We start from the raw sequence: 23,231 nt of genomic DNA on the forward strand, positions 1-23,231 counted from the left end.
ACGTATCCATGGAGGCAACGCAATGACGCAGGCAAATCTCACCGAGACGCTTTTCAAACCCCGTTTCAAACACCCTGAAACGTCGACGCTGGTCCGTCGGTTTAATCCGGGAACCATGCCTGCCGTCCAGTCTGCGTTAGACGGTAAAAACGTGCCCCACTGGTATCGCATGATTAACCGCCTGATGTGGATCTGGCGCGGTATCGATCCCCGTGAAATCCTCGACGTGCAGGCGCGTATCGTAATGAGCGAGTCGGAGCGTACTGACAGTGAGCTCTACGACACGGTGGTGGGCTACCGGGGCGGGAACTGGATCTACGAATGGTCTAAACAGGCGATGCTCTGGCAGCAAAAAGCCAGCCAGGAAGAGGATGCCACGCGAAGCGGCAAGCACTGGCTGCATGCGGCCAACCTCTACGCCATCGCCGCCTATCCGCATTTGAAAGGGGATGAGCTGGCCGAGCAGGCTCAGGCGCTGGCGAATCGTGCCTATGAGGAGGCTGCTCAACGTCTGCCGGGTCAGATGCGCGAGCTTGAGTTCGCCGTTCCGGGCGGTGCGCCCGTCACCGGGTTCCTGCACATGCCTGAAGGCGACGGCCCGTTCCCGACCGTGCTAATGTGCGGCGGGCTGGATTCCCTGCAAATCGACTATTACAGCCTGTATGAGCGCTACTTCGCACCAAAAGGGATCGCGATGCTGACGCTCGATATGCCTTCTATTGGATTCTCATCGAAGTGGAAGTTAACGCAGGATTCGAGCCTGCTGCACCAGCATGCGCTTAAAGCGCTGGAAAATGTTCCGTGGGTTGACCACACCCGCGTCGCGGCGTTCGGCTTCCGTTTTGGTGCCAACGTTGCGGTGCGTCTGGCTTACCTTGAATCTTCACGTCTGAAGGCCGTCGCCTGCCTGGGCCCGGTGGTTCACGCCCTGCTCAGCGATCCTGCCCGTCAGGGCAGCGTGCCGGAGATGTATCTGGACGTCCTTGCCAGTCGACTTGGCATGCATGATGCCTCAGACGAAGCGCTGCGCGTCGAACTCAATCGCTACTCGTTAAAAACGCAAGGGTTGCTTGGACGCCGCTGCCCGACGCCGATGCTGTCCGGTTTCTGGAAAAACGATCCGTTCAGCCCGGAAGAAGAGTCGCGCTTAATCACTTCGTCATCTGCGGATGGCAAATTGCTTGAGGTGCCGTTCAGCCCGGTGTATCAGAATTTTGACAAAGCCTTGAAAGAGATCACGCGCTGGATCGCCCAGAGAGTGTGTTAATAGATTGCTAAATTTCGCTGGTTTGGTAAAACAGTGGCTTCACAAAAGGAGATCGCAATGACGTTACCGAGTGGACACCCGAAAAGTAGGCTGATCAAGAAATTTATGGCTCTCGGCCCGTATATTCGAGAAGAGCAGTGTGAAGAGAATCGCTTTTTTTTCGACTGCCTGGCTGTATGCGTCAACGTGAAGCCTGCACCCGAAAAACGTGAATTCTGGGGCTGGTGGATGGAAATGGAAGCAGAGGAGAAACGTTTTACGTATAGCTATCAGTTTGGCCTGTTTAACAAAGACGGCAACTGGCAGGCTACTACCATCAAAGATCAGGAAGTGATCGATCGCCTGGAATACACCCTGAAAGAGTTCCACGACAAAGCGAGCGCGCTGCTGGCCACCCTGGACCTTAAGTTCGAGCCTGCGGATGACTTTTCCAGCGAAGCGGTGAAGCTGACCGCGTAATGGTTTCTCCCTCTTCCTGTGGAAGAGGGTCGGGGGGAGGGCAGCAGACCGCATTTACCCTGGGCAAAAAAATCCCGGCTTGTATGCCGGGATTTTCTTATCTGGATAATCTTAGAACTGATACGTCACACCCAGCGCAACGATATCATCGTTGCTCACGCCCAGCTTATTATCGTCGTCAATCTGGTTGATTTTATAATCAACAAACGCGGACATGTTTTTGTTGAAGTAATACGTGGCGCCCACGTCAATATATTTCACGATATCTTCGTCGCCAATGCCTTCGATATCTTTACCTTTGGACTGTACATAACCCACGGATGGGCGCAGACCAAAGTCAAACTGATATTGTGCAACCACTTCGAAGTTTTGCGCTTTATTTGCAAAACCACCGGAGATAGGGGCCATATTGCGGGTTTCAGAATAAATAGTGGCCAGGTAAATATCGTTCGCGTCGTATTTTAGACCGGTTGCCCAGCCCTCGGCTTTTTTACCTTCACCGCGCGCCTGCAGGTTCTGCGCGTTGGTGCGATCGGAGCTAGCATAAGCACCAATGACGGAGAAATCGCTGCCGCCGAAGTCGTAGGCCAGAGACGTACCAAAGCCGTCACCGTTCTGCTTTTTCACGTCGCGGTTTTCGTTTTTGCCCTGGTACTGCAGGGTCATATCAAGACCGTCTACCATGCCAAAGAAGTCGGTATTGCGGTAGGTGGCCAGTCCGGAGGCACGTTTCGTCATGAAGTTGTCGGTCTGTGCCAGGCCGTCACCGCCGAACTCAGGGAACATATCGGTGTATGCCGCGACGTCATAAAGCGCGCCCAGGTTACGACCGTAATCCAGTGAACCAAAGTCTTTCAGTTTAATACCGGCGAACGCCAGACGTGTTTTCTGCGAGGAGTCGCTTTCAGCTTTGTTTCCTGCGAATTCAGCTTCCCAACGGCCATAGCCCGTCAGCTGATCGTTAATCTGGGTTTCGCCTTTAAAACCGAAACGAACGTAAGTCTGGTCACCATCTTTGGTGTCATCATCACTGATATAGTGCATAGCTTTCACTTTGCCGTACACGTCCAGTTTATTACCGTTTTTATTATAAACTTCTGCTGCGTGAACAGATGCGGAAGCCACCACGCCCATAACCACTAATGCCAGAGTGCTCTTTTTCATTTTCGATCCTGTCTTATAAACGCGCTTTAAAAATTCGCTGGACGATAAGCTGATGCTTAAGTCCCGTGAAAAAACAGGAAGGGTTTTATCGTTCTGGAATGAAACTTTTATGACAAACTAAGAATAATTTTAAAAAACTGTGATTTATTATTACGGTAATAAATTTGTCAAATTCTGCCGCTACGCTTCCTGATCCCGCGCAACAAAGTGCCTGGTGATGCACTAAGGCAGTTGGCAACCGGGCTGACTCCTGTTAAAACGTTCGTTCGACATTACTTTCCCTTATCGTTGAACGGCAGAGAATCATGAGTGACAGCCAGACGCTGGTGGTAAAACTCGGTACCAGTGTGTTAACAGGCGGATCGCGCCGCCTAAATCGCGCCCACATTGTTGAGCTTGTACGCCAGTGCGCTCAGCTGCATGCCGCAGGGCACCGTATTGTGATTGTGACCTCCGGGGCGATTGCCGCCGGGCGTGAACACCTGGGTTACCCCGAACTCCCCGCGACGATCGCCTCTAAACAGCTGCTGGCCGCCGTGGGACAAAGCCGACTCATTCAACTCTGGGAACAGCTGTTCTCTATCTACGGTATTCACGTCGGGCAGATGCTGCTGACGCGTGCGGATATGGAAGACCGGGAGCGCTTCCTGAACGCCCGCGATACCCTGCGCGCGCTGCTGGACAACAATATTGTTCCCGTTATCAACGAAAACGATGCCGTTGCCACCGCTGAAATAAAAGTGGGCGATAACGATAACCTCTCTGCGCTGGCCGCCATTCTGGCCGGGGCCGATAAACTCCTGCTTCTGACCGATCAGCAGGGGCTGTTCACCGCCGACCCGCGCTCCAACCCGGAAGCCGAGCTGATTACCGATGTTCATGGTATCGACGATGCGCTGCGCGCCATCGCCGGTGACAGCGTGTCCGGCCTCGGAACGGGCGGGATGGGGACCAAGCTGCAGGCCGCCGACGTGGCGTGCCGCGCCGGTATCGACACCATCATTGCCGCGGGCAGCCGCCCTGGCGTGATTGGCGACGTGATGGAAGGCATTTCCGTCGGCACCCGCTTCCACGCCCAGGAATCCCCGCTGGAGAACCGTAAGCGCTGGATCTTTGGCGCGCCGCCTGCCGGTGAACTCACCGTTGATGAAGGGGCAACCGCGGCGATTCTGGAACGAGGGAGTTCATTGCTTCCTAAAGGAATTAAAAGCGTGACAGGCAACTTCTCCCGTGGTGAAGTGATCCGCATCCGTAACCTTGAAGGTCGCGACATCGCGCATGGCGTAAGCCGCTATAACAGCGATGCCCTGCGCCGCATTGCGGGCCACCACTCGCAGCAGATCGACGCTATTCTGGGCTATGAATATGGCCCGGTTGCCGTGCATCGCGATGACATGATTATTCGTTAAGGAGCCAGAACATGCTGGAACAAATGGGCGCAGCCGCGAAGGCCGCCTCTTACAAACTGGCGCTCCTTTCCAGCCGCGAGAAAAACCGCGTGCTGGAAAAAATCGCTGATTATCTGGAAGCACAGTCTCAGGACATTTTGCTTGCCAACGAGCAGGATCTGCTGGAAGCGCGTCGAAACGGCCTGAGCGAAGCGATGCTCGACCGCCTGGCGCTGAACCCGGCTCGTCTTAAAAGTATCGCCGACGATGTTCGTCAGGTTTGTAATCTGGCCGACCCGGTAGGACAGGTGATTGACGGTGGGCTGCTCGACAGCGGTTTGCGTCTGGAGCGTCGCCGCGTGCCGCTCGGCGTCATCGGCGTGATTTATGAAGCCCGTCCAAACGTGACGGTTGACGTCGCTTCCCTGTGCCTGAAAACCGGTAATGCCGCCATTTTGCGCGGTGGGAAAGAGACCTGGCGCACCAACGCCGCGACGGTGAAAGTCATCCAGCAGGCGCTGGAAGAGTGCGGCTTGCCGGCGGGGGCCGTGCAGGCGATTGAGAGCCCTGACCGCGCGCTGGTCAACGAGATGCTGCGCATGGACAAATACATCGACATGCTGATCCCACGCGGTGGCGCGGGCCTGCACAAGCTGTGCCGTGAGCAGTCGACCATTCCGGTCATCACGGGCGGCATCGGCGTATGCCATATCGTGGTGGACGACAGCGCCGAAATTGAGCCAGCGCTGAAGATTATCGTCAACGCCAAAACTCAGCGTCCAAGCACCTGTAACACCGTAGAAACGCTGCTGGTGCACCAGGGGATTGCGAGTACTTTCCTGCCAGCCCTGAGCAAACAGATGGCGGAGAGCGGGGTGACGTTGCACGCTGATCCCAATGCCCTCGCGCTGCTCCAGAGTGGCCCGGCTAGCGTGGTTCCCGTAAAAGCGGAGCAGTACGACGACGAGTTCCTGTCGCTGGATCTGAACGTGAAGGTGGTTGCGGATCTCGACGACGCTATTGCGCACATTCGTGAACACGGCACGCAGCATTCTGACGCGATCCTGACGCGTACGCTGCGCAATGCCGATCGCTTTGTGAATGAAGTGGATTCCTCTGCGGTATATGTGAACGCCTCCACCCGCTTCACGGACGGCGGCCAGTTTGGACTTGGCGCAGAAGTGGCGGTCAGCACGCAGAAACTGCACGCGCGCGGTCCGATGGGTCTTGAAGCGCTGACCACCTATAAGTGGATCGGCTTCGGTGACGATACGATTCGTGCGTAAATAGTCACGGGTGATGCAAAAATAGCCGTTTGATTCAAAAGGGCATTGACGCATCACCCGGTTAGATCTAACCTTTTGCCCCGTGGTTACACTCGTAACCGGCCTCTCAGGGCCGATATAGCTCAGTTGGTAGAGCAGCGCATTCGTAATGCGAAGGTCGTAGGTTCGACTCCTATTATCGGCACCAGTTCTCTCAAAAAGTTACGCATCATTAGCTCCCTTCTTATCTGCACGATGGGGAAGATTTGGGAAAGAAGCTTCCAAATTCGCATCAATTCTAAGCGCATGTTTGAGCATTCAACTGTTGCGTCTTCTCCTGCTCAGGTTGAAGCAGAGACTGATTTACTGAACGTTATCTTCAACGATTCGGATCCAAATTAGCAGGAAGCAAACATTCTCGATTACCTGAGAAATAAACGCGCATCGGTTAAATCATTGGCATCTACTCATTCCTGGCCTTGATTAGTTAAGAGAACATGTCAGCGCGATGCTCAAGGCAGCCAGCGGCAGACACATTCAGAAGAGAAGCAGGCCGCCTGAGGGCGGCTTTTTTCTGCCTGGAGGGAAACATCACGATGCTATTAAGTAAATCAGCCTACGCCAGGCGTATGGGCGTCAGCCGGCAAACTGTTTACGGCAGGATAGCGCGCGGTGAAATCGTTATTTCAGGCGATAAAGTGGATGTTGACGCATCGCAGGCTTAAAAAATTCTGCTGGTGCTGGCGAACACCAAACTGAAATGACGTGGGCGCAGGCCGCAGCATGGGTATGGAAGCATGACGGCGGGAAAGAGTTGCCGGCTGTTATTGATGCTGGCCAGCGAATTGAGGCCGCAGCCGCTGAGCTGGGTTTTGATGTTCAGCATGAGCTCGATGAACAACTGCTGATTCTCTTCCGGCTGGATGAAGAAACCCACAGCTTCTATGGGAAAGATCACATGGCTGGTGGTCTGCGTTTCCTGCGTTCCGAGCTGGCCTATGTGGCCGCAATGCATCCCGACACCCAGGATGACTGGAGCGAAACAAGATTAAAGGCACTCTGTCTGCTGGCAGGTGAGAAACTGTAAACCCTCGGCCAAACCTAATTCCTCTAACTTGACACTTTTTCGTGAAAAACAGGGAAAAGTGTCAACCGAACCTAACGGATCCTAACGCTCACGCACAACAGCTGCAGCTAACGTGTAAAGGGCTGATGTGAAGCAGGGCAGGTGTCAGCCTGTTATGGTTTGTTATGCCTTACTAGGGAAAACTAGGAGGAAAGTGTCAACCGCTACCCCTTTAGAAAACTTCAGATGCGGGAACACAGGAGAGGAGGTGTTAAGCACTCCCCCTTTGCAACCATCCTCGAGCTTCATTCAGATCACTGTTCTGGTTGGCCCGGACGCTGGCGTACAGACTGAGTTGTCAAAACTTGTCATCCACCGCCAGTGGGGGATTTTTTGCTACAAGCGCTCTAAGTTACAGTTGCTTTCAAGTGACACTTTCATAGAAGGGTTGCATGCCTTATCTAAAATCACATCTTTACTATGAATCTATAGAAGATTTTTACGTGATCTGAAATCTTTAATGTATTGAATTTTATGGATATTATTTGTTTTAGGTAAACAGGACCCTGCTTTATCGTAGTGCTTGATTTCGCTAAATACGCCCTTGTGAAACTGGGAAATAGATTGTATGTTATTTGTGTAAATAGGATCTTTTAAAGTAATTTTCGACTATATTTCAAGTAAATTCGTTTTATATGGAGATAAATATGGATGCTATGTTAAATAGCCTTAAGCTTGCAAATTCAGCTAACGAATTAATAAGCGATGAAACGTCTGAACGCCTCAAAAGATTGATTTCAACAGGTAATGCCATTGTATTTGTAGGTGCAGGATTTTCAAAAGAATCAATAAACATAATTGGAAGTACCCCGCCTTTAGCGAAAGATCTTGCTTTGCAAATTTCAAATAAGTCAGCAAACTATTTAAAAGAAATTGGTGCCGACTCTCATTATGTTGAAGAAATTAAACAATGTGATGATTTAATGGTGGCTTCAGATTTCTTTCTTAACAATATCCCTCAAAAAGACGAACTACTACAATTACTTAAAGATAATTATACAATTAAAGATGTTACGCAAGAGCAGATAGATATCTTCAGTATGAAGTGGCGAAGGATATACACTACAAACTATGACAATGCTATTGAACTTTCTTTAATTAAATCAGGAAAATCGGTCACACCTCTAACGCTCGAAGATGCACCAAATCAGTACAAATCAGCTGAAGATATCTGCCTCCACATCAATGGAAGAATTGAGCGTTCAAAAGAAAGCGATCTTGATTCTGCTATAAAACTAACAACATCATCCTATCTTTCTCCGGAGCAGTTCCTAACATCGAGCTGGTATAGGCAGTTTAAAGCCGATATAGACAATGCAAGTGCTATAGTTTTTCTTGGGTATTCGATGTATGACATTGATATTCAGAAAATTTTCTTTAATGATTCCTCTATTAAAAGTAAAACCTTTTTTATTACTAGGGAAGGCACCACCAAATTCCAAAATTATAAGTTAGCCATGTTTGGAGAAGTGATAAATATAGGTGTGAACGCCTTTTCCCATATTTCTGCCAAGTGCATTGAAGAATCACATCAAGACAAAGAAGTTGGTTTGATAAATTCTTTAGAGCTCTATATTCCTGGAGAGGAATATGATGAAATAAGAGATAATGACATCGCCAATTTTATGATCTTTGGGAAAGTGAGCGATCGTTATATAGATGAAGTCACTCTCAATGATAATATGCAAGACAAGATAATTTTACGTGAAGAAATTAGTAAGATTATTGAACATATTGAAACAGACAATGATATTTTAATTGCCAGCGATTTAGGTAATGGCAAAAGTATAATGACTCGAATGTTAATGTCGAAATTATCAAGGAAAGGATATCTCTGTTTTTATTATTTATATAATGAATTTAGCTTCAGTAAGGACATTGAACGATTATCCAAGTTGGGGCAAAAAATTATTATTTTCATAGATGATTATAGTAACTGCATTGATGATACTCGTTATGCCATAGAAAACCGTAAGGACAATATACAGCTTGTATTGACTACGCGTCATTTTGGCTATGAAAATACTAAGCAACATTTATTAACGATGGATATGAGCAGTTTTAAAACTCATAGCGTCGATTATTTATCAGATTCCGAAGTTGATAATTTCGTACATATAGTTGATCACTTAGGGGGATGGGGCGAAAAAGCAGGGCTTTCTAGGCATGAAAAATTATCAGAACTTGATGAAAATGCTAGGAGCCAACTTTCGTTCTTGCTATTATCAATCCTCAAATCCGAAGCTATACAATCTAGAATTCGAGAAATATCTAATCTTGCACTGAATGATAAAGACTATAAAGAAACAGTTTTTGCCATTCTATTATTAGATGTCATAGGTCTCCCATTGGTAAGATCTTTAATTTCAGATGTGGCGGTTAATGAAAAAATTTACAGCGCGGAGTTTACTGAAAATGAAGGTGTTAAAAACTTATTCATCATAAGTAATGGCATGGTTAAAACTAAATCTAGCACGTTGTCTAGATTCCTTATAGCAAATGTTTTTGAACATAAGTATGTTGTAAATCAATTGCTTAAGGTTATTGAGCATTTGCATGTCATTAATAAAGATGCAAAAGATCATAGATTACAAACTTTGATTACTGCTCTACTGAGATTCTCTATTATTGAAAAGCTTCTCCCACAAAGACGTGTGGAAATAAATTATTTTTATGAGAAAGTTAAACATATTATTCCTAATCTAATAAATGATCCGCATTTCTGGGTACAATATGCAATGTCTATGATACCATTCAAAGACTATCCAAGTGCTGATAGATATTTAGCTACTGCCTATTCCTTGGCTGCAAGAAAAGATAACTATCATACAAAAAATATTGATACGCAGCGTGCAAGATTACATCTTTTGGTCTCTCTTACAAAAACTGGAAATGAAGCGTTCCTTGAGTTTGAGGCCGGTGACAACCTTATACGAATTATTCCAAATGATATTTATAAATACCGTCAGGTGCATAGATATAGGGACATATATGAAAAAGTTTATCCAACATTTAATGCTAAACAAAAGGTATTTTATGAGCACGCTGTAAAACGTATTATAAAAGAATCAGAAAACCCTGAGTTGGTTGAGGATTTAACTTATAAAATTGGTGTAAATTGGCTCGATAAGTTGCGTGGCAATTTAAAAATGATAGTGGAAAATATACAGGAAAATAGACCTAAAGGTAAAAAATAACTCTTGATTAGAGCCTGTTTCTTACAGGCTCTAATGCTTTAGTAAGTTAGAAGAAACTAACCTTAAGATAATGCGTTGACTATTCGAAAAAAAATCATTGGGGGTACTTTTGGGGGTATCAATTTCATCAGTGAAATAAGAAACATTAAAAAAAACGGGTTTTGTTTTGTGTTTTGTTCCTATTATCGGCACCAGTTCTCTCAAAAAGTTACGCATCATTAGCTCCCTTATTATCTGCACGATGGGGCAGATTTGGGAAAAAAGCTCCCAAATTTGCATCAATTCTAAGCGCATGCTTGAGCATTCAACTGTTGCGTTTCATGCTCAGGTTGAAGCAGAGACGGATTTAATGAACGTTATCTTCAACTATTCGGATCCAAATTAGCAGGAAGCAAACATTCGCCAGACTGAATGCGGTAACGGAAAAAGCAATGATAGAAGTTTTTTCATGCCAGGCGTAGCGCAGCGTTCACAATGCTGAGCGCTTCATGCTAAAGGCCGGTATAGCCCCAAAAGGCTATACCGCCATTCCCTCCTATCGTGCAATTAACGCAAACACGCCCCAGCCAATATATTCCCTTGTGTAAGCCACATGGCGCTTAGGGGCTGCCGTCAGCTCCGTGCGCACCTCCTGTGCAAAATCATCGTCGGGGTTTTGCTCCAGCCAGCGGCGCAGGGTCATCCATTTCGCGGCTTCGTATCTGTCCCAGCCTTCCTGATCTGCCAGCACCATTTCGACCAGGTCATAGCCTTGGCGATCGAAAGACGCGACAAGGTCGGGCAGGGTGAGAAAGTCTGCGGTGGAGGAGACGCCGCAAGCCCGAGCCGTCTCCTCCGTTGCGGGAACCTGTCGCCAGTAAGGTTCACCGATGAGCATGATTCCCCCGGGCTTAAGGCTTTGTGCCAGCAGGTCCATTGTCCCGGCGACGCCGCCCGCAATCCACGTGGCGCCTACACAGGCCGCCACGTCGCACTGTTCATCAGCCACGTAGCCAGCCGCGTCGTTATGCACAAAATGGACGCGTTCGCTGACGCCGAGCGCCTCTGCGCGCCGCGTTGCCTGCGCGGTAAAGAGCGGGCTCATGTCGATGCCGGTACCGGTAATCCCGTGATCGCGTGCCCAGGTGCAAAGCATCTCTCCCGAACCGCTGCCGAGATCGAGAAGGCGCGCGCCTGGCTTCATGCGTAACACGCGCCCGAGCGCGGCGTACTTTTCTGGCGTGAAGGGGTTATGAATGCGGTGTTCGCTTTCGCTAACAGTAAATATGCGTGGGATATCCATCATCCTCTCCTTAACGATTATCAGGCTGGGCACGGACGTTGTTCAGCCCGGTAGTATTGATACGGTAGGGCTGACCGTTAACGGATTTGATCAGCTTTTTGGTTTTGAGCTTTTTGAAGACGGCGAGCGTGCAGTCGCTGAGCAATAGCCCTTCGCGGCTGTAACATTCAACGGCGGTGACGCGGCCGGACGTATCGCGGACGTGCACAATACGGCCACCTTTGGCGAGAACGTGTAAGGTACGCTGTTCCTGACGGGATAAATTCATACTGGAAAACCTGTTTAATCATCATGTGCAAAACGTGCAAACACACAGCGGTGTCCGCATTCGATTTCGGCGCATTGATAATCAGTCCGGCCTGAAAAGGTCGGGGAGCTGATTATCGGATGATTACATTCTCCAGCATCAAAGCCTCGGATTGAGTTGAAAGGTATTTACGGGGTGAATGATAACACTCGGTCATTGTATGTGTATACCCAGGGCTGAAAAGTGTGATCCCGGTAAGATCACACTGTACCGTTTTTTATATTTTTATCGATTTCAGCCTGTGGCTTTCCGAACAGATAGCCCTGCACAAGATCGCAGCCCAGCGCCTGAAGCCGTTCAAGCTGCGCTTCGGTTTCCACACCTTCTGCAATGACCCGCATATTGAGGCTCTTCGCCATGCCGGTAATCAGTTTAACGATATTAAGCGCATCGTCTTGGGTGGATATCGGATTCACAAAGGATTTATCAATTTTAATTTTATCAAAATTGAGTTCACTCAGCCTCGAGAGCGAGGAATAACCCGTTCCAAAATCATCAATGGAGATTTTTACCCCCAGCGATCTGAGCTTTTTGAGAATAGTGAGCGGCGTGTTGCTGTCACTGAAGAGCGAAGACTCCGTAACTTCCAGCTCAAGGCGGCTGGCCGGCAAGCCTGTCTCTTTCAGGATGGACTGAACCATTGCAGTAAATGATTTAGTCCCCAGCTGAACAGGTGAGACGTTTACCGAGATTCTGGCCGGAACCGCCCAGGAAGCTGCCTCCCGGCAGGCAAGTTCAAGCACATTTTTGCCAATCTCATTAATCATCCCTGTTTTTTCAGCAACAGAAATAAAGTAATCAGGCGATAAAATCCCCTTTACCGGGTGTATCCAGCGAATAAGCGCTTCATAGCCGTAAATTTCATTGCTGAATGAATCGACAATAGGCTGGTAATAAACAACGAATTCATGGTTGCTGATCGCGAGAGCCATATCATGCTCAAGGGTTCTGCTTTCCTGCAGCTTCTGCAGCATCCACTGACGGAAGACTTTTATCTGCTGTGAGCCCTCTTTTTTGGCTTCGTAGAGGGCCAGATCGGCAAATTTATAGAGATAATCAGAGCGCCGCTCATTATCAGATAAAACGATACCTACACAGGTGGCAATTTTTATCAGCTGGTTATTGATCGTATAGGGCAGACTGATGTGAGCGCTGATCTCTTTGGCGCGCGAAACCGCTGCGTTCTCGGTCAGGCCGCTGGAGAGAAGTGCAAATTCGTCACCGCCCAGGCGGTAAAACGTATCCGTCGCGTTACTCATTGAGGTAAGCCGTCGGGATACCTGATTCAACAGTAAATCGCCGGCGTCATGGCCATAGGTATCGTTGACCTCTTTGAACCGGTCTAAATCAAATAACATCACCGTGACAGGGGTATGGTTTTTATCTGCCTGAAGGGTAATTTTATTGAGATCGTCCCAGAAGAACAGACGGTTTTTCATGCCGGTAAGGGAGTCATGATACACATCATATTCCAGCTTCGAATTCTGTATTTGCAGCGTTTCTTTTGACCGCTGAAGTTCGTCAGCGAGGGTTTTAACCTGCATGTGGGCTTTAAGAATATTTTTATTCTGATAGATCATTAAGAATCCCAGAATAAAGCTTAATATCACCAGAAGTAACGAAAGTACAGAGTAAATATAATATAGGATCTGTATTTTATGATTAGATTCATTAATTGTGTTAATATCTTTGGTTAATGCGCTTGAAGACAGTTGACTGAGCGGCGCGTCGAGCAGGTGCATATTTGCCAGGTACTTTTTTAATTCTTCATGGCTCATTTTTTCCAGGTTACTGTCCAGATACGCCAGTATTTCTTTCAGGCGTGCAGCGATCTCTTGATGCGTTTTATCGCTCTCAATATAGCGGCCTAAGTCTCCCCCGTTCAGTAACTCGCCCTGGCTGAGCATAATTTCGAGACGCATGCGGGCCTGGTCTATCGTAACGTCATCGGTATCGGTTGCGTATAGACCAAGCCATGATTCAAATCGGTAGTACTCTGATACCAGTTGAGCCACGGACCAGGACTCAGTGTAGTGAGTCAGTTTTTGCAGCTCTTGCTGACGATCGTAAACAAGAAATGCAATATATCCCGTCGTGATAAAAAGAGAAAAAATGATACCAACCAGTATCCTGTTCATTATGTTCTCCTGAACTGCTATTCAATCTTCATTTTGCTAACCTGCCATGCTGAACGCGAGTAATAAATTTGATTATTCAACTCAGGAAGACTGTCATAAGGGTATACAATGAATGATGGGCCTTTATCGCGGATACGCATATATTCGCCATTAATCTTTAAGGCAAGAATAGCATTATATTTCTTAAAATCGCTGAGAGGAATAGCGGTAGCGTAATCATTAAGGGCAATAACATTAACGACAGAACCCTTTGCTCCAACATAATCCATGAGTTTGTTCATTGGAACACCCTCAAACTTCGTCCTGCCCGTATACCAGGGAGATGTCGTCTCGAAACTCACCATCCCGAGTTTTTCAAGGCTTGCGAGATCAAACACTGCTTTTCCATCTTCGTTAGTATTTTCTATATTCCCGTAAATCGTCAAAATGGGTTTTCCGGCGGGTTTCGGCAGTTCACCCGCCCAGGCTAAACTCTGAACCAGACAGCATACCAGCATTAGGATTAATCGCATTATGGCCTCCACTTTTGCACAGAAGTATATGAATTATAATTTAGTTATCACAGTAGTTTATGTATTTTATTGCGTCGCTATTACTTCTGTACGCGAATGAAGGGTAATTGCAATGTAATCAAATGGTTACGAGATTGCGGAAGAGTGATTTCAATCACATACAATACCTTTTTTTTTGAGGCACGCTACGCTTACTTGAATAAACTCTCTTACGTTTAAAAAACGATCGCTTTAATTGAGCGTTATTTCCTCACCTCAAAGAATGTACCTGTGATGGACAGGTAAAAAAAACGCCACCCAATGGGCGGCGTCGTCATATTTAGCGATTGTTCAGCACGGTGCTCCGTTACTTTTTTGCGCCCGGTGAAGCGCTGAGCGGCAAACGCCATAGCTCGTAGCGTTCATGACCGGGTTTGACCGCGCCAGCAAAGTGGTCATTGAGGCTGCTTGAGGTGAAGATCAGGTCACCGTCCGGACGTATAGCCGGCGTGTCTGGCCAGCGTACGGCTTCATTTGCAGCAATAAGCGACATTGTACGGGTCTTCGGATCATACCGGACAATGCCGTTGCGGGTGACGTCCGTAATATAGAGGTTGCCCCTTGCATCGGTCACCAGGCCGTCCGTGTTGCCTCCTACCGTACCCAGATTCTGGATTTGCCCGGCAATCTGCGCATCGGTTGAGCCGTGTTGCTTCAGAACGGCGGTCGGGAGCGCGTACGCATGTGTTCCCGTCGTTACCGTCCAGTACAAGGTCTCTGCATCGGGAGAAAGCGCAATGCCGTTGATGCCAATCAGCAGCGGTTTACCCGGCCACACTTCCGCACCGTGGGAGACGACTTTTACGCCGGGTTCAATCTGCAGGGCAGGGTGGCGATCCAGTACGCGTCGGGCTGTACCGGTGTTGAAATCCACAACGATCAGACCAACGCGGTTTTCAGGCGCACTTCGCGATCCGCTGTCAGAAATGTATGCGATACGACGATCCTCATCGACAACGACATCATTGAGGAAGCTCGCCTTACGGTCAGCCACGCCGTCCAGGGGGATCCGCTTAACGGTGCGGCCCGAGTCGAGATCCAGCACGACCAGTTTCTGCGAGCCTGCGGGGGATTCCGCTTCTCCTGCGACGAACCCCATATCCAGCGCCCATAACCAGCCGTTCTTACGATCAACATAAAAGCCGAGCACGTTGCGCAGATGTAGGTCGGGAGCAGAATCTATCGCATTACCCTGGCGGGACGGAAATGCCGTCAGGCGCGCCGGGCCCGACTGTGTGCGGGTATCCAGAATGCTTAACGTGGCGGGCGCGCTGGCCGAAACCAGTCGCGGCGTGCTGACAAAGGCGCGGCCCTTTGCATCAAAGTGAATACCGGCGACAGGGGCGTTAACCGATCCGGAAAAAGGCGCTGGCTGCCCGCTCTCTGGTGTATCCCAGCTTACGCCTGAGTAGCTGCGCCAGCGTTCAAGAGGCACCTGATTCGCCGCGCTGGCGCAGCTTGCGAAAGAGAACAATGCCGCCATCGCAATGGCGGAGAAAGTACGGGTACAGTGGGACATACATGCTCCGGTGAAGAGAGTAAGATACGGCGTCTTAATCCGGTATCAAAGAATGGAGCGGAACGTGCCGCCCTCGACGCGTACCGCAGCTCCGTTAGACGCTGCGCCGAGTGGGCTTGCCAGCAGCGCGACCATAGCGGCTATCTCGTCAGCCTCGATCATTCGTGCGATCAGCGAGCTGGGGCGGTAGGTCTGGAAGAAATGCGCTTCGATCTCCTGGTCTGTCATGCCCGGTTTGGGGGCTGTCTGGCGCAGGTAATCAATGATGCCGTCAGAGCGGGTTGCGGAAGGAAGTACGCTGTTGACCGTCACGCCCGTGCCCTTCGTCAGCTCGGCCATTCCTCGCGATACGGCCAGTTGAGCCGATTTGCTGACGCCGTAATGCACCATGTCAGGCGGCGTGAAAGCTCCCACTTCGCTGGACATAAAAATCACCCGGCCCCAGTTACGGGCAAGCATGTGTGGGAAGTAATGGCGGGAAAGACGAACCCCGGACATCACGTTAATGTCGAACATACGCAGCCACTCCTCGTCGGTTATGTCGGCGAAGGCTCTGGCTTCATAAAAGCCCAGGTTATTGATAAGGATATCGGTATCCGGGCAGGCCTCGAACAGCGCTTCTGTACCCTCAGCGCTCGCCAGATCGGCGACAACGGCGGATACCTGCGCCTGGGGAGCCGCGTGGGTTATTTTCGATACTGCATTTTGCAATTTTTCACGATCGCGTCCGGTAATCGTAACGGCAACGCCTTCGCGCGCCAGCGTGCTGGCGATAGCCAGCCCAATTCCTGCGGTAGCTCCAGTGACAAGTGCGGTCTTACCAGTGAGTTGAAGATCCATAATTTTTGCCTTTTGGGGATAAGTGCGGTCACTTTACTCATCGCCCAATCGGAGATAAATTAGCGAAATTGAAAAACATTTGTTCCTGAAAGAGCAAAATGAGCAGAAAATTTGATTATCTCGGCGATGTTGAAGTCTTCATTACTGTCGTTGAACATGGCTCATTTACCGCGGCTGCGGTTGCTCTTTCAACCACCCCCTCCGTCCTGAGCCGCGCGGTGTCCCGCCTTGAAGTGCGTCTTGGACGACAGCTATTACAGCGCACCACACGCCGCGTGGGGCTAACGGAAGCCGGACGGATTTATCTTGAGCAGGCGCGTTCTGCTTTTTCCCTGCTTGATGAGGCTGAACGTGATGGCCGGGGGCAGGAGGGCGATCTGACCGGACGGGTACGGATCAGCGTCCCGACCACGTTCGGACACTATTGTCTGCCGCCCTTGCTCGCTCGCTTTTCCCAACAATATCCGCGCGTTAAGGTGGAGCTGAACATCACCAATCGCAACGTAGACCTGATCGCCGAAGGATTCGATCTCGCTATTCGTCTGGGTCAGATGCCTGACAGTGGATTCGTCGCGCGTAAACTGCAGGATGCGGCCCTGCTTTTGGTCGCCTCGCCCGCTTACCTTCAGCGGATGGGAATGCCGCAAACGCTGGATGAACTGCAGCAGCATACGTGTCTGCCTTTTATCATGCCGCGTACGGGCCGTATTGCCCCCTGGGTATTTCGCGTGGGCGAACGCGATGTGGACTGGCTGCCGGCTTCCACCATCGAAACGTCAGATGATGTTCTTGGCGTGGTATCGCTGGCTGAATGCGGGATGGGGATCTGTCAGAGCTATGAATTTATCGTTCGTGAGCGGATACAGCGCGGCCAGCTCGTTGAGGTGCTCCCGCAACTGAGCGGACGTTCGCGGCCTTTCTCGCTGATTTATGCACCTCACCGGCGTCAGTCGGCTGCCACCCGGGCCATGATCGATCTTCTGACCACGGAACAATGACGCGGGTGTCTCCGTCATGAAAAAAGCGTCTTATTCTTAACCCGCCTCCAGCATCCCAAAACTCACAATTCGCGAGCGTCCCAGCTCTTTCGCCCGGTACAGTGCCACGTCCGCGGCGCGCAGCAGGTTGTCACTTTGAGCATGCTCTGGATAGCTGGCGATACCAATCGACACATCCACCGGCCCAATCTCGGTCAGCCCGTAGCGAAGCGATAGCGCATGCACGCCGTTGTAAATCTTCTGCGCGCAGGCGTGCGCTTCTGCTTCACCGGCCCCGGGAAGCAGAACCAGAAACTCCTCGCCCCCGTAGCGGAATGCCAGCCCGCCGTCGTGCGCGGCCCGCTGAACAATCGTCGCCACGTTTTTGATTACCTGATCGCCGGCCTCGTGACCAAAGCGGTCGTTAATGCTCTTGAAGTGATCGATGTCGATCATCATGCAGCTTAACGGCTCGCCGTTGCGCATGGCCTGCGTCATTTGCGTGTGCAGGGTGTCTTCCAGATGATGACGATTACGCAGGCCGGTAAGTGGGTCAAACAAGGCTTTTTCCAGCAGCGCGTCGCGCAGGCGCTGATTCGCCAGCGCCAGTCCGAGCGCCTCGGCCATCAGTTCCAGATACGCGCGTGCAGGGGCATTTTCCGGGGTGATGTTCTGGAACGAGAGCAAACCAATGGCCTCGCCCTGGGCGATAAGCGGTACGCACAGTGCGCTTTCCGCCTGTGATTCCGGGAGATGATAGCAGGCGACATCCGGTTCACCGTTAACCGGCGGGTGGCTCTGACCGCGACGCACGGCCCAGCACGCATCGGGGTGGAATGTGGCCTCATCATCTGCCGGTGAAAGCCACTGGGCGACGCAGCGCATTTGCCACGGATCGCGGTCAAAAACGTAGAGCCGGCCCGCTATCCCCGGCGCGATATTGGGCGCAAACAGCTCCGCCACGTTGATCACATCGTCAAAGTTTTCACACCCCTGCAGCCGCTGCGTCATGCGCGCCAGCAGCTCGCGGATGGCCCAGTCGGCGTCACGCTCTTTTTCCAGACGCTGTCGCGCAAGGCCGTTTTCACGAAAGATGCGGATGGCCTGGGCCATATCGCCAATCTCATCAATCTGGTTAAAGTTGGGCGTTTCAACCGCGAAGTCCTGAGAGGCCAGACGGTGAACCACGTCGCTCAGGCGTACCACCGGGTGCAGCACGCGGCGTTTTAATATAAAGCCGAGCACAAACAAGAACAGCAGGGCGGTCAGGCCAACCATCACTTCAGAAGCCGTGCGCAGCGCTTTCGATTTTTTCGTCGCCTCCCGCACGGAGGCAATGACACGTTTGTCGAGTATCTGGCGAAAGCGATCGATTTGGGTTTGTGCGCGCTCAAGCTCCTGCTCGTAGGGCATGCCATAGAGCAGGGCAACGGCCTGCGCATCTTCACCCCGGGCCGCGCTCGTCAGTGCCGCCTGCTGCTCATCCTGCAGTGCATCAATGATTTTTAAACCATCATGCAGCAGGGCCAGCTCGTCATCTGAAGCGCCGGTGTCCTGCAGTTTCTCCAGCTTCAGCTCGATGCTCTTCAGTTTTTTCTCTGACGCATTGTACTCATCCAGGATTTGCGGATTTTTTTTGATGACATACAGGCGCGCTAAATCAGACTGTTTCCAGGCGTCGGTTTCAATATTTTCTGTAAGCTCATCAAAATTTTGACGTAGTTCAATGGCCTGACGTTCGGCGGTGTCAGCACCGGAAGCCATCAGCATGATAATGCCGGAGGCGATAGTCAGGCAGACCGTGGCACTGTAGGCCCAGTTGGTTATTGTCGCGATTCGCACCTGGAGATCCTTTTACCGCATAAAGAGGATGGCGTTCTTCAAATTATAGAAAACGTATGATTTAAGGCGAAAAAAAAGGCGGCACAGCGCCGCCTGATGTGGTCGTTATCGTCACGTCCCTACAAATCTGGAGAGTTTTTTCCCTCTTCGATGAACTCGGCGTCCAGCTCTTCGGCATTGCCCGCGTGATCGCGGCCGGAGAAGAGGTTCCAGCAGGCGATAAACAGCGCGGCGATGAGCGGCCCAATCACAAAGCCGTTAATGCCGTACAGCTCCATACCGCCGAGGGTAGTGATTAAAATCAGGTAGTCCGGCATTTTGGTGTCTTTCCCCACCAGCAGCGGGCGCAGGATATTGTCCACCAGCCCGACAATAATCACGAAGAAGCCAACAATAAACAGCCCCTGCCAGAGCTGGTGCGTGGCGAAAAGGTAAATGGCGGCTGGCACCCAGACAATCGCCGAGCCGACGGCGGGTACCAGCGAGAGGAACGCCATCAGCGCGCCCCAGAGCACGCTGCCGTCGATGCCCACGATGGCAAACGCGATCCCGCCGAGCGTGCCCTGAACGACGGCCACCACTGCCGTCCCTTTCACCGTCGCCCGGGAGACGCCGACGAACTTGGCGAACAGGTGCTGTTTAACAAAATCAGACAGCGGCAGGGAGTCGAGGATCTGGCGTACCAGATACGGTCCATCCTTCAGCAGGAAGAACAGCAGGTAAAGCATGATGCCGAAGCTAATCGCAAAGCCAAACGTGCCTTTGCCGATCAGGAACGCGCTGCCTGCCAGATACTGCCCGCCCTGCAGCGCAACGTCGGAGAGTTTTTTCTGGATCTGCGCCGCGTTGGTCAGGTTGTGATCCGCCAGGAAGCCGCTGGCCCAGTCCGGCAAGTGGTTGAAGATGCTCGCCACTACCTCCGGGAATTGGGTGTTGTTCTCCTGAAGCTTCGTGTAAACCACGTTCAACTCAATGGCGAGCGAGGAGAGGATCACCATCAGCGGGATAAAGACGATCAGGCAGATAATGCCAATCGTCAGCAGCGAGGCCAGCCCGTTGCGATCCCCCAGCGCGGCGCGCAATTTGTTTTTTACCGGGTTGAAAATGACGGTCAGAATAGCGGCCCACAGTATCGCGGAGAAGTAGGGCGACAGCACGTCGAAGAAGGCCCAGGTCACAAGGGCGAGAATAAAAATAAAGAAACCTTTGGTCAGTCCGTTAAAGCGCATCAGTCAGTCCTGGTTACTAAGAAACTGTGACGACTATAGAACCGATTTCGAGAATTACCAACCCGGCGGCCAGTTCAGCAATATCGCAGTATGAATTTGCGCTTCACGGATAGCACTTTCGACTGACCGAAGATCGCACGTTCCCGCACCATGCTGTTAGTATCTGCTTGCGGAGGTGCTTATGGCCTGGCGTCCCATTCTTTATGTGATCCTCACAACCCACCCCAGACTCAGCGCGCGACGTGCCCGTTTACGTCTGGTCATCTAGCTTTTTATTAACAATCGCGGTATAACACCTTCTTTGGATGTTTAGATGTCCATACGTATAGAAGGTAATATGCAAACACAACAAGAAAATGGACAGCTTAAGCGCACCATGAAAACACGCCACCTGATAATGCTCTCGCTGGGCGGCGTGATTGGGACAGGGTTATTCTTCAATACCGGATACATTATTTCCACCACCGGGGCGGCGGGCACGCTGCTGGCGTACCTGATCGGCGCGCTGGTGGTCTGGCTGGTGATGCAGTGTTTGGGTGAGCTCTCCGTGGCGATGCCGGAAACCGGCGCGTTCCACGTCTATGCCGCCCGCTATCTCGGCCCGGCGACGGGCTATACCGTGGCGTGGCTCTACTGGCTCACCTGGACGGTGGCGCTCGGCTCGAGCTTTACCGCCGCCGGGTTCTGCATGCAGTACTGGTTCCCGCAGGTGCCCGTCTGGGCGTGGTGCGTGGTCTTTTGCGTGGTGATATTCGGCCTTAACGTCATCTCCACGCGCTTCTTTGCCGAAGGGGAATTCTGGTTCTCGCTGGTGAAGGTCATCACCATCATCGCCTTTATAATCCTCGGCGGGGCGGCGGTCTTTGGTTTCATCCCGATGCAGGACGGTTCACCCGCGCCGGGCTTAAGCAACCTCACCGCCGAGGGCTGGTTCCCGCACGGCGGCCTGCCGATCCTGATGACCATGGTGGCGGTGAACTTTGCCTTCTCCGGGACCGAGCTTATCGGCATCGCGGCGGGTGAAACGGAAAATCCGCACAAGGTCATTCCGGTTGCGATCCGCACCACCATCGCGCGGCTGATCATCTTCTTTATCGGCACCGTGTTTGTGCTGGCGGCGCTGATCCCGATGCAGCAGGCGGGCGTGGAAAAAAGCCCGTTCGTGCTGGTGTTTGAAAAGGTCGGTATTCCTTATGCCGCTGATATTTTTAACTTCGTGATCCTGACGGCGATCCTCTCGGCGGCGAACTCCGGGCTGTACGCCTCCGGGCGCATGCTGTGGTCGCTCTCGAATGAGAAAACGCTCCCGCGCTGCTTTGCCCGCGTGAACAAAAACGGCGTGCCGCTGACGGCGCTCTCGGTTTCCATGCTCGGCGGCGTGCTGGCGCTGTTCTCAAGCGTGGTGGCCCCGGACACGGTGTTTGTCGCACTCTCGGCCATTTCTGGCTTTGCGGTGGTGGCGGTGTGGATCAGCATCTGCGCGTCGCACTTCGTTTTCCGTCGCCGTCATCTGCAGTCCGGTCAGCCGCTCTCTGCGCTGCAGTACCGCGCGCCGTGGTATCCGCTGGTGCCGGTGCTCGGTTTTATCCTCTGCGTGGTGGCCTGCGTCGGCCTGTGGTTTGACCCCAGCCAGCGCATTGCCCTTTATTGCGGGCTTCCGTTCGTCGCCCTGTGTTATGGTGCCTACTACCTGACCCGAAATATGACATCGCAGGAGCCTGAACATGTCGCAGAATAATCCGCTTACCGCCATCCTTGAAAAACAGCCGTTTGTGGTGCTGGATGGCGCAATGGCAACGGAGCTGGAAGCGCGCGGCTGTAACCTTGCAGACAGCCTCTGGTCGGCCAAAGTGCTGGTGGAAAACCCGGATCTTATCCGTGAAGTGCATCTTGATTACTACCGCGCGGGCGCGCAGGTGGCGATCACCGCCAGCTACCAGGCCACGCCTGCGGGCTTTGCGGCACGCGGTCTGGATGAGGCGCAGTCCCGCGCGCTGATTGGCAAAAGCGTGGAGCTGGCGCGTAAGGCGCGCGAAGCGTACCTGGCCGAAAACCCGCACGCGGGCACGCTGCTGGTAGCGGGCTCCGTTGGGCCGTACGGCGCGTATCTCGCGGATGGCTCAGAGTATCGCGGCGACTATGTGCGTAGTGCCGAAGAATTCACAGAATTCCACCGCCCGCGCGTGGAAGCGCTGCTGGACGCGGGTGCAGACCTGCTGGCCTGCGAAACGCTGCCGTCGTTCACGGAAATAAAGGCGCTGGCCGCGTTGCTGACGGCGTATCCCCGCGCACGGGCGTGGTTCTCCTTCACCCTGCGCGACAGCGAGCACCTGAGCGACGGTACGCCGCTGCGGGAGGTGGTTTCTTCTCTGGAGGACTATCCGCAGATCGTCGCGCTGGGCATCAACTGTATCGCGCTGGAAAACACCGCGGCGGCGCTGAAGCAGTTGCAAAGCCTGACGCCGCTGCCGCTGGTGGTCTACCCGAACTCGGGCGAGCATTATGATGCGGTAACCAAAACCTGGCACCACCACGGCGAAGCGTGCGAGACGCTGGCGGGGTATCTGCCGCAGTGGCTGGCGGCTGGAGCGAAGTTAATTGGCGGATGCTGTCGCACCACGCCGAAGGATATTGCAGAGCTGAACGCGCAGCGCTGAGTTTGTGCCGGGTAAGGCGCAGG

General features: G+C 51.7%; 18 protein-coding genes and 1 tRNA gene. 10 read left to right on the forward strand and 9 right to left on the reverse strand.

The genetic code is table 11. From position 1 onward, the window contains the following. Window positions 1-22 precede the first annotated feature (22 nt). On the forward strand, window positions 23-1,267 hold the full coding sequence (gene frsA, locus ACMGGH_RS10110) for an esterase FrsA (RefSeq protein ID WP_028012084.1): 1,245 nt from the start codon (window positions 23-25) through the stop codon (window positions 1,265-1,267). Between the two features lie 57 nt (window positions 1,268-1,324). Continuing rightward, complete coding sequence (gene crl / locus ACMGGH_RS10115; RefSeq protein ID WP_008500249.1) at window positions 1,325-1,726, forward strand: sigma factor-binding protein Crl; 402 nt, start codon at window positions 1,325-1,327, stop codon at window positions 1,724-1,726. A gap of 111 nt (window positions 1,727-1,837) precedes the next feature. Here crl and phoE read toward each other — a convergent pair whose 3' ends face one another. Beyond that, window positions 1,838-2,890 carry a phosphoporin PhoE gene (gene phoE, locus ACMGGH_RS10120; RefSeq protein WP_232948732.1) on the reverse strand — a complete coding sequence of 351 codons (1,053 nt, stop codon included), beginning with the start codon at window positions 2,888-2,890 and terminating at the stop codon, window positions 1,838-1,840. Between the two features lie 305 nt (window positions 2,891-3,195). Here phoE and proB point away from each other — a divergent pair, with 305 nt between their 5' ends. From proB to ACMGGH_RS10145, 5 genes are all read left to right on the forward strand, one after another. Continuing rightward, window positions 3,196-4,299, forward strand: a complete 1,104-nt coding sequence (gene proB / locus ACMGGH_RS10125) for a glutamate 5-kinase (RefSeq protein WP_014882684.1) — start codon at window positions 3,196-3,198, stop codon at window positions 4,297-4,299. An 11-nt stretch (window positions 4,300-4,310) separates the two neighbouring features. Next, the gene (gene proA, locus ACMGGH_RS10130; protein ID WP_232948733.1) at window positions 4,311-5,564 is read left to right on the forward strand and encodes a glutamate-5-semialdehyde dehydrogenase; all 1,254 of its coding nucleotides are present in this window, start codon (window positions 4,311-4,313) and stop codon (window positions 5,562-5,564) included. A gap of 111 nt (window positions 5,565-5,675) precedes the next feature. Continuing rightward, window positions 5,676-5,751: transfer RNA gene (locus tag ACMGGH_RS10135), tRNA-Thr, on the forward strand. A gap of 552 nt (window positions 5,752-6,303) precedes the next feature. Continuing rightward, on the forward strand, window positions 6,304-6,630 hold the full coding sequence (locus ACMGGH_RS10140; RefSeq protein ID WP_420299117.1) for a hypothetical protein: 327 nt from the start codon (window positions 6,304-6,306) through the stop codon (window positions 6,628-6,630). Between the two features lie 686 nt (window positions 6,631-7,316). After that, complete coding sequence (locus tag ACMGGH_RS10145) at window positions 7,317-9,866, forward strand: SIR2 family protein (protein WP_248236966.1); 2,550 nt, start codon at window positions 7,317-7,319, stop codon at window positions 9,864-9,866. Between the two features lie 535 nt (window positions 9,867-10,401). Here ACMGGH_RS10145 and ACMGGH_RS10150 read toward each other — a convergent pair. From ACMGGH_RS10150 to ACMGGH_RS10175, 6 genes are all read right to left on the reverse strand, one after another. Continuing rightward, a complete protein-coding gene (locus tag ACMGGH_RS10150) occupies window positions 10,402-11,148 on the reverse strand; it encodes an SAM-dependent methyltransferase (RefSeq protein WP_232948818.1) in 747 nt (248 codons plus the stop codon). A 10-nt stretch (window positions 11,149-11,158) separates the two neighbouring features. Further along, the gene (locus ACMGGH_RS10155) at window positions 11,159-11,416 is read right to left on the reverse strand and encodes a YjhX family toxin (protein ID WP_028012097.1); all 258 of its coding nucleotides are present in this window, start codon (window positions 11,414-11,416) and stop codon (window positions 11,159-11,161) included. 239 nt (window positions 11,417-11,655) lie between these two features. Continuing rightward, window positions 11,656-13,593, reverse strand: a complete 1,938-nt coding sequence (locus ACMGGH_RS10160) for a putative bifunctional diguanylate cyclase/phosphodiesterase (protein ID WP_047367578.1) — start codon at window positions 13,591-13,593, stop codon at window positions 11,656-11,658. Between the two features lie 17 nt (window positions 13,594-13,610). Next, a complete protein-coding gene (locus ACMGGH_RS10165; protein ID WP_028012099.1) occupies window positions 13,611-14,105 on the reverse strand; it encodes a molybdopterin-dependent oxidoreductase in 495 nt (164 codons plus the stop codon). Between the two features lie 346 nt (window positions 14,106-14,451). Further along, the gene (locus ACMGGH_RS10170; protein ID WP_232948741.1) at window positions 14,452-15,663 is read right to left on the reverse strand and encodes a major royal jelly family protein; all 1,212 of its coding nucleotides are present in this window, start codon (window positions 15,661-15,663) and stop codon (window positions 14,452-14,454) included. A 45-nt stretch (window positions 15,664-15,708) separates the two neighbouring features. Further along, window positions 15,709-16,503, reverse strand: coding sequence for an SDR family NAD(P)-dependent oxidoreductase (locus ACMGGH_RS10175; protein ID WP_193050740.1), 795 nt, complete (start codon window positions 16,501-16,503; stop codon window positions 15,709-15,711). Between the two features lie 98 nt (window positions 16,504-16,601). Here ACMGGH_RS10175 and ACMGGH_RS10180 point away from each other — a divergent pair, with 98 nt between their 5' ends. Next, entirely contained in the window at window positions 16,602-17,501 is a 900-nt protein-coding gene (locus tag ACMGGH_RS10180) for a LysR family transcriptional regulator (protein ID WP_232948742.1), read from the forward strand. A 36-nt stretch (window positions 17,502-17,537) separates the two neighbouring features. On the opposite strand, the gene ACMGGH_RS10185 is transcribed toward ACMGGH_RS10180, so the two are convergent. After that, window positions 17,538-19,322 (reverse strand): diguanylate cyclase, encoded by a 1,785-nt coding sequence (locus ACMGGH_RS10185; RefSeq protein ID WP_232948743.1) that lies wholly within the window; start codon window positions 19,320-19,322, stop codon window positions 17,538-17,540. 119 nt (window positions 19,323-19,441) lie between these two features. Continuing rightward, on the reverse strand, window positions 19,442-20,551 hold the full coding sequence (locus ACMGGH_RS10190; protein WP_047367583.1) for an AI-2E family transporter: 1,110 nt from the start codon (window positions 20,549-20,551) through the stop codon (window positions 19,442-19,444). Between the two features lie 337 nt (window positions 20,552-20,888). Here ACMGGH_RS10190 and mmuP point away from each other — a divergent pair, with 337 nt between their 5' ends. Together mmuP and mmuM are read left to right on the forward strand one after the other, a co-directional pair. Further along, window positions 20,889-22,289, forward strand: coding sequence for an S-methylmethionine permease (gene mmuP, locus ACMGGH_RS10195; RefSeq protein WP_041911121.1), 1,401 nt, complete (start codon window positions 20,889-20,891; stop codon window positions 22,287-22,289). Continuing rightward, entirely contained in the window at window positions 22,276-23,208 is a 933-nt protein-coding gene (gene mmuM, locus ACMGGH_RS10200; protein WP_232948744.1) for a homocysteine S-methyltransferase, read from the forward strand. Before mmuP ends, mmuM begins: the two co-directional genes overlap by 14 nt. Window positions 23,209-23,231: the final 23 nt, after the last annotated feature.

The organism is Enterobacter sp. BNK-16 (genome assembly GCF_048684955.1).
In the GTDB taxonomy this organism is placed as follows: Bacteria; Pseudomonadota; Gammaproteobacteria; order Enterobacterales; family Enterobacteriaceae; genus Enterobacter; species Enterobacter bugandensis.

What these genes read in the sequence shown, in the direction of transcription:
- frsA (WP_028012084.1), top strand. Translation starts at nt 23, where the DNA reads ATGACGCAGGCAAATCTCACCGAGACGCTTTTCAAACCCCGTTTCAAA.
- crl (WP_008500249.1), top strand. Translation starts at nt 1,325, where the DNA reads ATGACGTTACCGAGTGGACACCCGAAAAGTAGGCTGATCAAGAAATTT.
- phoE (WP_232948732.1), bottom strand. Translation starts at nt 2,890, where the DNA reads ATGAAAAAGAGCACTCTGGCATTAGTGGTTATGGGCGTGGTGGCTTCC.
- proB (WP_014882684.1), top strand. Translation starts at nt 3,196, where the DNA reads ATGAGTGACAGCCAGACGCTGGTGGTAAAACTCGGTACCAGTGTGTTA.
- proA (WP_232948733.1), top strand. Translation starts at nt 4,311, where the DNA reads ATGCTGGAACAAATGGGCGCAGCCGCGAAGGCCGCCTCTTACAAACTG.
- ACMGGH_RS10140 (WP_420299117.1), top strand. Translation starts at nt 6,304, where the DNA reads ATGACGTGGGCGCAGGCCGCAGCATGGGTATGGAAGCATGACGGCGGG.
- ACMGGH_RS10145 (WP_248236966.1), top strand. Translation starts at nt 7,317, where the DNA reads ATGGATGCTATGTTAAATAGCCTTAAGCTTGCAAATTCAGCTAACGAA.
- ACMGGH_RS10150 (WP_232948818.1), bottom strand. Translation starts at nt 11,148, where the DNA reads ATGGATATCCCACGCATATTTACTGTTAGCGAAAGCGAACACCGCATT.
- ACMGGH_RS10155 (WP_028012097.1), bottom strand. Translation starts at nt 11,416, where the DNA reads ATGAATTTATCCCGTCAGGAACAGCGTACCTTACACGTTCTCGCCAAA.
- ACMGGH_RS10160 (WP_047367578.1), bottom strand. Translation starts at nt 13,593, where the DNA reads ATGAACAGGATACTGGTTGGTATCATTTTTTCTCTTTTTATCACGACG.
- ACMGGH_RS10165 (WP_028012099.1), bottom strand. Translation starts at nt 14,105, where the DNA reads ATGCGATTAATCCTAATGCTGGTATGCTGTCTGGTTCAGAGTTTAGCC.
- ACMGGH_RS10170 (WP_232948741.1), bottom strand. Translation starts at nt 15,663, where the DNA reads ATGTCCCACTGTACCCGTACTTTCTCCGCCATTGCGATGGCGGCATTG.
- ACMGGH_RS10175 (WP_193050740.1), bottom strand. Translation starts at nt 16,503, where the DNA reads ATGGATCTTCAACTCACTGGTAAGACCGCACTTGTCACTGGAGCTACC.
- ACMGGH_RS10180 (WP_232948742.1), top strand. Translation starts at nt 16,602, where the DNA reads ATGAGCAGAAAATTTGATTATCTCGGCGATGTTGAAGTCTTCATTACT.
- ACMGGH_RS10190 (WP_047367583.1), bottom strand. Translation starts at nt 20,551, where the DNA reads ATGCGCTTTAACGGACTGACCAAAGGTTTCTTTATTTTTATTCTCGCC.
- mmuP (WP_041911121.1), top strand. Translation starts at nt 20,889, where the DNA reads ATGCAAACACAACAAGAAAATGGACAGCTTAAGCGCACCATGAAAACA.
- mmuM (WP_232948744.1), top strand. Translation starts at nt 22,276, where the DNA reads ATGTCGCAGAATAATCCGCTTACCGCCATCCTTGAAAAACAGCCGTTT.